Raw genomic sequence first — 12034 nt, forward strand, 5'->3', positions numbered from 1 at the left:
CCGACCGATTGCCGCGCCTGACAGGAGTGCCGCAATGGCCACCACCACCGCCCCCTGGGCAACCGAAAAGCCGACCGCCCTTCTGGTCCTCGCCGACGGCACGGTGATCGAAGGCCGCGGCCTTGGCGCCACGGGATCGGCCGTTGCGGAAGTGTGCTTCAACACCGCTCTGACCGGCTACGAGGAAATCCTCACCGATCCGTCTTACGCCGGCCAGATCGTCACCTTCACCTTCCCGCATATCGGCAATGTCGGCACCAATGACGAGGACATCGAGGATTTGCATCCAGCCGCCCGCGCGGGCGCTGTCGGCGCGATCTTCAAGGCCAACGTCACCGACCCGTCCAACTATCGCGCCGCCGGCCATCTCGACAAGTGGCTGAAGCGGCGCGGCATCGTCGCGCTGTCCGGCATCGACACCCGCGCGCTGACCGTGCTGATCCGCGAGAAGGGCATGCCCAATGCCGTCATCGCGCATGCGCCCGATGGCGTCTTCGACACCGAGGACCTGAAGCGGCGCGCCGCGGCCTGGTCGGGCCTGATCGGCCTCGATCTCGCCAAGGAGGTCACGTCGGGCCAGTCTTCGGTCTGGCGCGAGACGCCCTGGATCTGGAATGAAGGCTATGGTGAGCGTGGCGAGCCTTCCATGCACGTCGTGGCCGTCGACTACGGCGTCAAGCGCAACATCCTGCGCCTGCTTGCAGGTCTCGGCGCCAAGGTCACCGTCGTGCCGGCCAAGACCGGTGCCGAGGAGATCCTGGCCATGCGGCCGGACGGCATCTTCCTGTCGAACGGCCCCGGCGACCCGGAGGCGACCGGCGAATATGCCGTGCCGGTGATCCAGAGCCTCTTGAAGACCGACATCCCGGTGTTCGGCATCTGCCTCGGTCATCAAATGCTGGCGCTGGCGCTCGGCGGCAGGACCGAGAAGATGCACCAGGGCCACCACGGCGCCAACCATCCGGTCAAGGACCACACCACCGGCAAGGTCGAGATCGTCTCGATGAACCACGGTTTCGCCGTCGACGCGGACTCGCTGCCCGAAGGCGTCGAGGAAACCCATGTCTCGCTCTTCGACGGCTCCAACTGCGGCATCGCGCTGACCGGCCGTCCAGTGTTCTCGGTCCAGCACCATCCCGAGGCCTCGCCTGGCCCGCAGGATTCGCATTACCTCTTCCGCCGCTTCGTCAACCTCATCCGCGAGCGGCGCGGCGAGGAAGCGCTGGCCGAACGCGCCTAATGCATGTCGCGCAAAAGTGTGCAGCGGTTTTGCGACAACGACATGCATGAAAACAAAGGTTAAAGCGCGTCGCCTGAATCCGCTTCAGCGCGACGCGCTTTAGATCAAACCGCCAGCCTAAGCAGCGTCAGTCACCGCCGCCTCCTGTGTGTGCATGCGCTCGACTTCCTTCGGCGTCGGCTTGGCCACTTTCGTCACGAAGACGATGACCGCCAGTGTCAGGAAGATTGCGCCCAGCACATAGGGCGCGCCGCCGAACACGACCGGCGCCGTCGGGCTCGTGAACCAGGAAAAGATCGCCGTGTAGAGCAGCGGCGTGATGATCGAGGTGATCGAGAAGATCGAGGTCATCGCCCCCTGCAATTCGCCCTGCGCCGAGGGCGGCACCTTGGCGGCGGCGAGGCTTCTGAGCGGCGGATCGGCCAGCGCCTCCAGGCAGCCGGCCACGATCACCGCATAGATCATCCAGCCTTGCGTCGAAAACGCATAACCGAAGGCGCTGAGCGCGGTGAAGGTCAGCCCGATAGCCGCCGTCCTCCATTCGCCGAGCTTGGGAATGATCCGCGGCAGCACCGTCGCCATGATGATTGCGCCGCACAGGCCGAAGGCGCCGAGCGAAAAGCCGATCTGCTGCTGGCTCCAGCCATAGCGATAAGTGGAGACGAACGACCAGACCGCCGGATACATCATGTGGCCGAGCGTCATCAGGAAGAACACCAGCCCGATCCAGCCGATGCCTGGATAATTGCGCATCTGCATGAGCGTGCCGACCGGATTGGCACGCTTCCACTCGAAACGGCGGCGATGCTTTTCATCCAGCGTCTCCGGCAGCAGGAACATCGCGATCAGGAAATTCGCGAAGGCCAGTGCTGCGGCGAAATAGAACGGCACGCGCGGCCCGAACGTACCGAGCAGCCCGCCCAGCACCGGGCCGATGACGAAGCCGACGCCGAAGGCGATGCCGAGCAGGCCGAAATTCTTCGCCCGGTTCTCGTCGTTCGAGATATCGGCGATGAAGGCCGATGTCGTCGAATAGCTGGCGCCGGAAATGCCCGCGAGCACGCGGCCGATGAACAGCATCGGAAAGGACCAGGCGATGGCGCAGATCAGGTTGTCGATGGAAAAGGTCAGCACCGAGGCAAGCAGGATCGGCCGTCGTCCGAAGCGGTCGCTCAAGCCGCCGATGATCGGCGCGAAGACGAACTGCATCGCCGCATAGACGAAGAACAGCCAGCCGCCCTCGATCGCGGCCTCACTCACGCTGACGCCGCTCAGTTCCTCCAGATAGGCCGGCAGCACCGGCATGATGATGCCGAAACCGATGATGTCGAGCAGCAGCGTCGTGAAAACGAGCGCAAGGCCCCGCTTGGCGGTCTTCGGGTCGATCATGGTGACAAGCTCCTCAACCGCCTTGCGGCACAGGCGGGAGGGACCTTATAGGCGAGGTTAGCGGCGGGAACAATCCGCGAACGAAGGCAAACGTCTTATGCTGACATCCCTTGCCAGCCGCCTTCGATCGTTGGTCGTCACCCGAAAGAAGCGGCAAGCGCCGCCTCAGATCGGACCGCTCATCGTGTTGCAGTCGGACAGCTTGCCGCTCTTGTAGCCGCGCGCCAGCCATGTCTGCCGCTGCTGGGAGGTGCCATGGTTGAAGCTTTCCGGCACGACATAGCCCTGCATCTTCTTCTGCAGCGTGTCGTCGCCGATCTGCTTGGCGGCATTCAGCGCGCTTTCGATGTCACCCTGCTCCAATATACCTTTTTGCGCGGTGTAATGGGCCCATACGCCGGCGAAGCAGTCGGCCTGAAGCTCGATGCGCACCGAGAGCTGGTTGGCGTCGGCCTCGCTCATGCCTTGGCGCATCTGGTTGAACTTGCTCATGATGCCGGTGAGGTTCTGCACATGGTGACCGACCTCATGCGCCACCACATAGGCACGGGCGAACTCGCCGGAAGCGCCGAACTGCTGGTCGAGCTGCTGGAAGAAGGTCATGTCGAGATAGACCTTGCGATCGCCCGGGCAGTAGAACGGCCCGGCCGCCGCCGAGGCGAAACCGCAGGCTGAACGGATCTGGCCGCTAAACAGCACCAGCTTGGGATCCTCATAGGTCAGGCCCTGCGCCTTGAAAATGCCGGTCCAGGTGTCTTCGGTTTCCGCCAGCACCGTCGCGACGAACTGCTTCATCTCGTCATTGGCGGGCGCGCCGCCATTGTCCTGCGAGCCGCTGTTGTCGGTGATCTGGCCGCCGCCACCCGGGAGCAATCCGCCGTCGCCGCCACCCAGGATCTGCGATGGATCAAAACCGAAATACCATCCCGCGAGCACGACCAGGATGACCAGGAGAATGCTGCCGCCGCCACCGGTACGGCCGCCGACGGGAAGTCGGAACTGACCGCCGCCGCCCATTCCGCCGCCAAGTCCGCCGCCGCTGTCGCTACGGTCATCCTCGATGTTGTCGCTCTGACGACGGCCTCTCCAAAGCATGGCAACTCCTCGCAACGCGAATGTCCTGGAGGGACTGGCCCACGACCACCCCCTGCAGACAATTATCGCAACGGCTGGCCTAAGTCACAGAATTTTTCGCTCCCGCCAAATGTCGGACGCACCGGAAACCTCAATCGGACAAGCAAAGCCCACCGACCATAAACCGGCTAAAAGCATCAGCTTTTCTGCTTGGCGCCGGCGCTCTTGCCGTCCGAACTTTTCGAACGTTCCTCGAAACGCGCCGCGCCCTTCTTCAGCGGATGGCCGGTCTCGGCCTCGGTCTTGCGCTCGTCCTTGGCGGCCGCCTGCCGCAATCCCCTGGCTGCCTGCTTCCCTTTAGCGGTCGGAGCCTGTTCGACGCCCATTGCTTCCTCCTTGAGCGCGGCAATCGCGCGATGTGGGAAGTAATGCGGCGGAGATGCGTCGGTTCCGCTTCAATACGCTCGGACGGACCGCAGACCTAATCCTGGCGGTTCGTCATCGCCCGGCGGAAAGCTTCCAGCGTTTCGGCGCTGACATGGTGCTCGATGCCCTCGGCGTCGATGCGCGCCGTCTCGGCGCTGACGCCGAGAGAGCGCAGGAAGGCCTCCACCGTCTGGTGGCGGATACGGCTTTCCTCGGCGACCTTGCGGCCGGCTTCGGTCAGGAACACGCCGCGATAGGGCTTCCGCGAAACCAGCCCATCGGCGCACAGCCTGGTCAGCATCTTTGCCACCGTCGGCTGCGCGACGCCGAGCCTTGCCGCGATATCCACCTGCCGCGCTTCGTTGCCGTCCTCGATCAGGTCGGCGATCAGTTCGACATAGTCCTCGACCAGCGCGCCGCGGCGCGCTTCGCGCGTCTGCCGGAAACCCTCCGAATGGATTTCGGCATCGGGAAGCGGCTCCTCGCGTCGAACTGGTTTGTTCCTAAGCGCCAATACGCGCTCCTCCTTGAATCGGGGTCGTATCCATAACACGAACCCCTGATGGTCCGGCCGTTTATTTGCATTCCCGCGCGGGCGCAACCAGCGTTTGCGGTCGCCCGCGTCCTGCTCTGGCGCATCACGAAAGCATGATCAATGAAATATAGCCTATTGCATAATGTTGAGCCATGGCGTAGATAAAAGGCACCTTCGATACATTCCAGTGGAAATCCCCCATGTCCGACGCCGATGCAGCAACCGTAGCCCGACCCACATGGCGATTCGACAAGCCCGACGACGAGCAGCCAAGCCTGCGCGAGGTGAACGCCTCGATCGCGGTGCCACAGACTGGAGTCTGGTTCCGCCGCCTGTTCGCGTTCATGGGACCGGGCTACATGGTCTCCGTCGGCTATATGGATCCGGGCAACTGGGCGACCGACCTCGCCGGCGGCGCCCAGTTCGGCTACACGCTGCTCTTCATCATCATGCTGTCGAACCTGATGGCGATCCTGTTGCAGGCGCTCGCCGCGCGCCTCGGCATCGCCACCGGGCGCGACCTCGCCCAGGCCTGCCGCGCCTACTATCCGCGCCCCGTCAATTTCGTGCTCTGGATCGCCTGCGAGCTGGCGATCATCGCCTGCGACCTCGCTGAGGTGATCGGCACGGCGATCGCGCTGCAGCTTCTGTTCGGCATTCCGCTGATCGGCGGCGCCATGCTGACCGCGCTCGACGCCTTCCTGGTGCTTCTCTTGATGAACAAGGGGTTCCGCTATCTCGAAGCCTTCGTCATCGCGCTCCTGATCATCATCTTCGGCTGCTTTGCCATCCAGATCTTCGTCGCCGCGCCGCCGGCCGGCACGATCCTGCATTCGATGTTCGTGCCGTCACCCGAGATCGTCACCAATCCGACGATGCTCTATATCGCCATCGGCATCATCGGCGCGACGGTCATGCCGCATAATCTCTATCTGCACTCCTCGATCGTGCAAACCCGCGCCTATGAGCGTACCGACGCAGGCAAGCGCGACGCCATCAAATGGGCGACGACGGATTCGACCATCGCGCTGATCCTGGCGCTGTTCGTCAACGCCTCGATCCTGATCGTCGCGGCGGTCGCCTTCCACGACACCGGTCATCAGGACGTCGCCGAGATCGGCCAGGCCTTCGAGCTGCTGTCGCCGCTGCTGGGCCTGAGCATCGCCTCGATCCTGTTTGCCATCGCGCTGCTGGCTTCTGGCCTCAATTCGACCGTCACCGCGACGCTTGCCGGCCAGATCGTGATGGAAGGTTTTCTGCGGCTGCGCATCCCGCAATGGGCACGGCGCCTCCTGACGCGCGGCATCGCCATCGTCCCGGTGGTGTTCGTCACCGCGCTCTACGGCGAAAAGGGCACAGCTCAATTGCTGGTCTTCAGTCAGGTGGTGCTGTCGATGCAACTGCCCTTCGCGGTCATCCCGCTCGTGCAGTTCGTGTCGGACAAGAAGAAGATGGGCAATTTCGCCGTACCGCGCGGCGTCGCGGCGCTGGCCTGGGTGGTGGCCGCCGTCATCCTCGTTCTCAACTTCAAGCTGCTCTACGACACCTTCGCCGGCTGACCGCGACATTCGCGCCGGCCGCGCTATCTTCGCGCCATGGCCAAACCGGACGAAGCCCGCAGATTCTACGCCAGGCTGATGGCCGCGCAGGCCCGGTCGTCCGATCCGCGCATCGAGGAGGTATTCGCCTCGGTGCCGCGCGAGGCTTTCCTGGGTCCGGGACCATGGACTGTTTTTGCCGGCGAGGGCCGGTTCGAGACGCCAAGCGCCGATCCAACCTATATCTACCAGAACGTGCTTGTCGTGCTCGATGCCGACAAAGGCATCAACAATGGCGAGCCGCTTCTGCATGCCATGTGGCTCGGCAAGGTCGAGCCGAAGCCAGGCGAGCACGTCACCCATATCGGCGCCGGCACCGGCTATTACACGGCACTGCTGGCGAGGCTGGTCGAGCCGGGCGGCGGCGTCACCGCCTTCGAGCTGGAGGCTGGTCTCGCCGCGCGCGCCAAAGCGAACGTTGCGGCTTACGGCAACGTCGAAATTGTCCAGGCCGATGCCGTCGCCAATCCATTGCCGCCGTCCGACGTCATCTACGTCAATGCCGGCGTCGTCGCTCCGCCCGCCGCGTGGCTGAAAGCGTTGACGCCCGGCGGCCGCATGATCTTTCCGTGGCGCCCGTCCGAAACCGTCGGCCTCGCGGTCCTCATAACACGCCTGGAAAACGGCTTTGCTTGCCGACCGTTCATGGGCTCCTGGTTCATACCTTGCGTCGGCGCCTCCATTGCCAAGCCGACCGCGAAAATACCGACCCGCGAGCGCGCCGCGCGCACCCGGTCGATCTGGCTGAGGGAGGACAAGGCGCCGGACCGGACGGCAACCGCCGTGTTCGGCGACGTCTGGTTCTCATCTCGCACGGTCCGCGCCGAGAGCACGCGATAGAAATTTTAAAACCCTTGTCGAAAACGCGCCTTGCCGTTCGTCCTAGGAGCAATTCCAGGAAAAGTGCGAACCAGTTTTCCGTCAGGAATTGCGTCAAACCGCTCTAGGCAGAAATCCGGCCCTGACGGCGCGGGTCGTGAAACGGAGAAGACAGATGCGCAAGATCATCGCCGCCACATTCGTAAGCCTCGACGGCGTCATGCAGGCGCCGGGCGGACCGGAAGAGGATCCGGTCGGCGGTTTCAAGTTCGGCGGCTGGACCTTCCATTACTTCGACGAAGTGGGGCGCGCGGCAATGGAGGAACTGTTCTCCAAACCCTTCGCCTTGCTGCTCGGCCGCAGAACCTATGACATCTTCGCCGCGCACTGGCCGTATCAGAACGATCCGATCGCGGATGTCTTCAACCCCGCGGTCAAATATGTGGCCACGCACCGGCCGGATTCGCTGACCTGGCAGAACACCCAGTCGCTCGGGCCCGATATCGTTGCCAGGCTTAAGGAACTCAAGCAGGAAGACGGACCGGATCTGCTCATCCAGGGATCGGGCAATCTGATCCAGACCTTGCTCGCCAACGGGCTGATCGACGAGATTCGGCTGATGACCTTCCCGCTGGTCCTGGGCAAGGGCAAGCGGCTGTTCGGCGACAGCGCGATGCCGGCGGCGTTCAAGCTCGTCAAATCGCAAGCTTCCGCCACCGGCGTCATCATAGCGATCTATGAGCGCGCGGGCGAAATCCGCACGGGCTCGTTTGCTCAGCAGGACCCTTCGGAAGCCGAGCTCGAACAGCGCAAAAATTGGAAGTAGCACAAGGCTGTCGCGCGGCGGCCGGGCCCGCCGCGTATTCGCTTTATGAAGCCTCTCTTCGCCACGACGACTGAACGGTCAGGAGCCGCCGATGATCCCCACCATTACCGCCTTTGAACGCTCGCCCGATGGCGGCAGGGGGCTGGCGCGCGACATGCACGTGCGCTGGGCGCTCGAGGAAGTCGGCCAGCCTTATGACGTTCGCCTTGTTTCGTTCGATGCGATGAAGCGACCCGCGCATCTTGCGATCAACCCCTTCGGCAGCATCCCGACCTATGAAGAAGGCGATCTCGCTCTGTTCGAGTCAGGCGCCATCGTCCTTCACATCGCGGTTCGTCACCCCGGCCTGATGCCCGAGGATGCGAACGCGCGGGCGCGCGCGATCGCCTGGATGTTCGCAGCCTTCAGCACCGTGGAGCAACCGATCCTCGATCGCACGACAGCCGTGATCCTGGAGCGCGAAGCGGCGTGGCACGACCAGCGCCTGCCTTTGGTCGATGACCGGATCCGCAAGCGGCTGGCCGAGCTCTCCCGCCATCTCGGCGATAGCGACTGGCTCGACGGCGCGTTCAGCGCCGGAGACCTCGTCATGGTGGGCGTGCTGCGCCGGCTGCAGAGATCGGGTTTGCTGAACGAATTCCCGAACGTTGCCGCCTATGTCGCCCGCGGCGAGGCTCGGCCCGCCTTCAAGCGCGCTTTCGATGCGCAATTAGCGGTCGCCATGGCCGCGTCGAACGGCTGACCGGGTGCCTAGAGCAATTCCAGGAAAAGTGTGAGCGGTTTTCCGTCCGGAATTGCGTAGAAACAAAGAGATAGAGCGGTTCGCCGTTTCCGTGAAACGGTGAAAACGCGCTAGCCGTTCACGCTGCCTGGCGATAGCGTGAAAGGCCCTCGCGGATATGGCTGGCGAAAGCCTGCGCGGCCGGCTGGGTGGCATGTTTGGGCATATGCAGGTTGACGGAGAAATTCGGCAGCGCCGGAAGCCCGGCATCGGACAGGATGTCGAGATCGGTCGGAACCGTCGAGGCAAGCCATGCGGTCACCGCAAGATCCGACCGCACCGTCGCGGTCGTTGCGTCGATGTTGCCGTTCTCGAACACGGTGCGCCAGTCGAGCCCGTGCTCGCCAAGCGCTGCCAGCACCGCCGGCCGGAAGGCGCAGGTGTCGGCGACAATGGAAACCGGCAGCGGCCGCTTCAGGCGTGCCGCCCCGCCTCTGGCGCCCACCCATACCAGCCGGTCGACGAGCAGGCATTCGCCCGCGCTGGGACCGACGCGCTCCTCGACGACGGCAAGGTCGATCGTGCCCGCCGCCAGGGCCGCCGCGAGTTCCGGCGAGGACGCGCAGACCAGCGAAATCTCGACCTGCGGATAGGCTTCGGCATAGGCTTTCAGCGCGGGCGCGAGCAGCGTGCCGACGAGATCGTAAGGCACGCCGATCCGCACCTGCCCGGCAACCGCCCCGCCCCTGATTTCGGCAAGGATCTCGTCGTTGAGCTGCAGCAGGCGCCTTGCCCTGTCGAGCAGCCGCTCGCCGGATCGCGTCAGCTTGAGGCCGCGGCGGTCGCGCTCGAACAGGCTCTGACCGAGCACCTCTTCCAGCCGCTTGACCTGCTGGCTGACGGCGCCTTGCGTCAGGTGAAGCGCATTGGCCGCCGCTGTCATGCTGGCCTTGTCGGCCGTCGTGACGAAGGTGCGGATGAGAGTCATGTCGAGATCGCGGATCATGGCTGGCATTATAATCTCTAATGCAAACCATATCAAACATTGCATTTACTGATGCTACGAAGCGCCTAAGCATTCCGGCTTCCTCGACTGGGAAGCCCGCATGTCCGACACCATCATCCCGCTGGTCCTGTTCGCGCTGATCTCGACCTCGACGCCAGGCATCGCCACGACATTGTCGACGGCGTCCGGCGCGCAATTCGGCTTCCGCCGTTCCGTGCCTCTGATGGCCGGCAGCGCCGCCGGTTTGGCTACCGTGGCGGCTGCGGGTGCTGCCGGGCTAGCCAGTCTGCTCGCCGCGGTGCCGTCCTTGCAGCTTGCCATGAAGATCGCCGGCTCACTCTATCTGATCTGGCTGGCCATCAAGATCGGCCGCAGCGGTCCCCCCAACCTCGACATCAGCATAGCAAAGCCAAACAGCTTCTTCGGTGGCGCCGGCATCCAGTGGATGAACCCGAAGGGTTGGGCGATGGGACTGGGCGCGGCCGCATCCTTCGCGGCGCTGGCCGATGGTCCCTTGCAACTGGCGCTCCTGCTCGGCGCCGTGTTCGGCTTGGCAGCGGCCTTTTCGCTGTCGCTGTGGTGCGTGGCGGGAACCCTGCTTGCCCGCCTGCTCAAGACCGAGCGCCAGTGGCGTATGCTCAACCTCGTGCTGGGCCTGCTGCTGGCCGCCTCGATCCTGCAGATGTGGCGGCCGGTATGAACGCTTATTCCTCGCCCCCACCAAAGTGGGGAGAGGTGGCTCGGCGAAGCCGAGACGGAGAGGGGGGCTGGCGCCCAAGGTTGCCAGTTATCCGGTGACGGGATCGCCCTACGAAAGCCCCTCTCCGGCCGCTCCGCGGCCACCTCTCCCCACTTCGTGGGGCGAGGAACTTCAGACCGCGTAGCGCGCCGCCGGCTTGCCTGAGAACAGGCTGCCGAAGAACTGGTCCCGGGCACCGAGATAGGTGGCCAGCCCGGCCGCATCGGCAAGGCCGGGCGCCGTGACGGTCTCGCCCTGGGCGAACCCGGCAAGCGCCGCATCGACCAGATCTTCGGCACTCATGATCCAGTCCGGATTGATACTGTCGAGGCTGATGCCGGAGACGTCCCACAACTCGGTGCGGATCGGTCCGGGCACGACGGACTGCACCTTCACATTGGTGCCGGCGACTTCCTTCTGCAGCGCTTCGGTGAAGTTGGCGACATAGGCCTTGGTGCCGCTGTAGATGCCGCCGACGGCAATGCCATAGGCGACGACCGAGGCGATGTTGATGATGGCACCGCGGTTGCGCGCAAGCAGGCCCGGCAAGACCGCCCTGGTCAGCCTGGTCAGCGCCACGACATTGACCTTGATCATGCGCTCCGCCGTGTCGGCGTCGGCGTCGGCAATCGTCTCCAGGCCGGCCACGCCGGCATTGTTGATCAGCAGCGTCACGCTATCGTCCGTCGCGACCGTCTGTTCGACGCGGCGCAGATCGGCATCGACGGAGAGATCGGCGACGATCGTCTTGACCTTGCGGCCATAGGCATAGGCCAGCTTGTCCGCCACTTCCTGCAGCCGGTCGGCGCGCCGCGCCACCAGCACCAGGTCGTAGCCCTGCCCCGCCAGCCTGTCGGCATAGACCGCGCCGATGCCCGACGATCCGCCGGTGATGACAGCCGTGCCCTTGTTGTCCTTCGTGCTCATAGTCCTGTTCCTTTGTTCGCTTCGCTTGGTCGGCGTCGATGATCACATCATCCGCTGAACCTCTGATTTCAATTAGTGGCATATGCCACTTTCGCCGAAGTAGGTATATGCCACTATCTTGTCAACGGCGGCCGCGAAAACTATTTCTGCGGCAGGCCGGCGCGTCGCCTCGCCGGCAGGAGTGAACATGACCGACGCTCAACAACCCGGATTCAGCCGCTGCAACAACGCCACGCTGCGCCGCGCCGCGCGCAGCCTCGGCCGCTTCTACGACGACGCGCTGGCGCCTTCGGGCTTGAAGGGCACGCAGTTCGGACTGCTCTTTCAGATCCAGGTCAGCAACGAGCCTGCGATGAGCACCGTGGCCGACGCCCTGATCATGGACCTGTCGGCGCTCGGCCACACGCTGAAGCCGCTGATCCGCGACGGCTATGTCGAGACTTTTGCCGACACGAACGACCGCCGCGTCAAGCGTTTGCGGCTGACGCCGCAAGGCCAGGCCAAACTCGACGAGGCGCTCAAGCTCTGGAGCGTCGCGCAGCGGCAATTCGAGGACAAGGTCGGAGCGGAGCAGGCGACGAAGCTGCGCGCGGCGCTGGACGCGGTGGCCGATCTCGATCTTCAAATGCCGGCGGCCGCTCCTTCGCCCTGAAGAAGCGACCGTCGGTCAATTCTTTAGCTGTGAAGACGTGCCGAGATCCAGGTCGGGCTGGGCTCACCTGAATATCGGCACC

Annotated in this window: 13 protein-coding genes; 7 read left to right on the top strand and 6 right to left on the bottom strand. The window is 64.2% G+C overall.

The features are described 5' to 3' along the window. The first annotated feature begins 34 nt into the window (after positions 1–34). Positions 35–1240 carry a glutamine-hydrolyzing carbamoyl-phosphate synthase small subunit gene (gene carA, locus FJW07_RS24200; RefSeq protein WP_140859055.1) on the top strand — a complete coding sequence of 402 codons (1206 nt, stop codon included), beginning with the start codon at positions 35–37 and terminating at the stop codon, positions 1238–1240. A gap of 117 nt (positions 1241–1357) precedes the next feature. Here carA and FJW07_RS24205 read toward each other — a convergent pair whose 3' ends face one another. The 4 genes from FJW07_RS24205 to mntR all read right to left on the bottom strand — a co-directional run bounded on the left by FJW07_RS24205 (position 1358) and on the right by mntR (position 4643). Next, on the bottom strand, positions 1358–2629 hold the full coding sequence (locus FJW07_RS24205) for a TCR/Tet family MFS transporter (protein ID WP_140859056.1): 1272 nt from the start codon (positions 2627–2629) through the stop codon (positions 1358–1360). A gap of 165 nt (positions 2630–2794) precedes the next feature. Further along, a complete protein-coding gene (locus tag FJW07_RS24210; RefSeq protein WP_140703780.1) occupies positions 2795–3724 on the bottom strand; it encodes a neutral zinc metallopeptidase in 930 nt (309 codons plus the stop codon). A gap of 176 nt (positions 3725–3900) precedes the next feature. After that, on the bottom strand, positions 3901–4089 hold the full coding sequence (locus FJW07_RS24215) for a hypothetical protein (RefSeq protein ID WP_140640705.1): 189 nt from the start codon (positions 4087–4089) through the stop codon (positions 3901–3903). 95 nt (positions 4090–4184) lie between these two features. After that, on the bottom strand, positions 4185–4643 hold the full coding sequence (gene mntR, locus FJW07_RS24220) for a manganese-binding transcriptional regulator MntR (protein ID WP_140640707.1): 459 nt from the start codon (positions 4641–4643) through the stop codon (positions 4185–4187). Between the two features lie 221 nt (positions 4644–4864). On the opposite strand from mntR, the gene FJW07_RS24225 reads away from it, so the two are divergent. The 4 genes from FJW07_RS24225 (at position 4865) to FJW07_RS24240 (ending at position 8649) form a co-directional block, all read left to right on the top strand. Next, entirely contained in the window at positions 4865–6223 is a 1359-nt protein-coding gene (locus tag FJW07_RS24225; protein WP_140859057.1) for an Nramp family divalent metal transporter, read from the top strand. 36 nt (positions 6224–6259) lie between these two features. Further along, positions 6260–7102 (top strand): methyltransferase domain-containing protein, encoded by an 843-nt coding sequence (locus tag FJW07_RS24230; RefSeq protein ID WP_140859058.1) that lies wholly within the window; start codon positions 6260–6262, stop codon positions 7100–7102. Between the two features lie 154 nt (positions 7103–7256). Then, positions 7257–7907 (top strand): dihydrofolate reductase family protein, encoded by a 651-nt coding sequence (locus tag FJW07_RS24235; protein WP_140859059.1) that lies wholly within the window; start codon positions 7257–7259, stop codon positions 7905–7907. A 91-nt stretch (positions 7908–7998) separates the two neighbouring features. Beyond that, positions 7999–8649, top strand: coding sequence for a glutathione S-transferase family protein (locus FJW07_RS24240; RefSeq protein ID WP_140703789.1), 651 nt, complete (start codon positions 7999–8001; stop codon positions 8647–8649). 118 nt (positions 8650–8767) lie between these two features. Here FJW07_RS24240 and FJW07_RS24245 read toward each other — a convergent pair whose 3' ends face one another. Beyond that, positions 8768–9634 carry a LysR substrate-binding domain-containing protein gene (locus FJW07_RS24245; protein WP_140859110.1) on the bottom strand — a complete coding sequence of 289 codons (867 nt, stop codon included), beginning with the start codon at positions 9632–9634 and terminating at the stop codon, positions 8768–8770. 100 nt (positions 9635–9734) lie between these two features. Here FJW07_RS24245 and FJW07_RS24250 point away from each other — a divergent pair, with 100 nt between their 5' ends. Next, a complete protein-coding gene (locus tag FJW07_RS24250) occupies positions 9735–10334 on the top strand; it encodes a LysE family translocator (protein WP_140859060.1) in 600 nt (199 codons plus the stop codon). Positions 10335–10505: 171 nt separating this feature from the next. Here the strand turns inward: FJW07_RS24250 and FJW07_RS24255 are convergent, their stop codons facing one another. Then, on the bottom strand, positions 10506–11300 hold the full coding sequence (locus tag FJW07_RS24255) for an SDR family oxidoreductase (RefSeq protein WP_140859061.1): 795 nt from the start codon (positions 11298–11300) through the stop codon (positions 10506–10508). A 187-nt stretch (positions 11301–11487) separates the two neighbouring features. On the opposite strand from FJW07_RS24255, the gene FJW07_RS24260 reads away from it, so the two are divergent. After that, positions 11488–11952 carry a MarR family winged helix-turn-helix transcriptional regulator gene (locus FJW07_RS24260; protein WP_140859062.1) on the top strand — a complete coding sequence of 155 codons (465 nt, stop codon included), beginning with the start codon at positions 11488–11490 and terminating at the stop codon, positions 11950–11952. Positions 11953–12034: the final 82 nt, after the last annotated feature.

The organism is Mesorhizobium sp. B3-1-9 (genome assembly GCF_006439595.1).
Classification (GTDB): Bacteria; Pseudomonadota; Alphaproteobacteria; order Rhizobiales; family Rhizobiaceae; genus Mesorhizobium.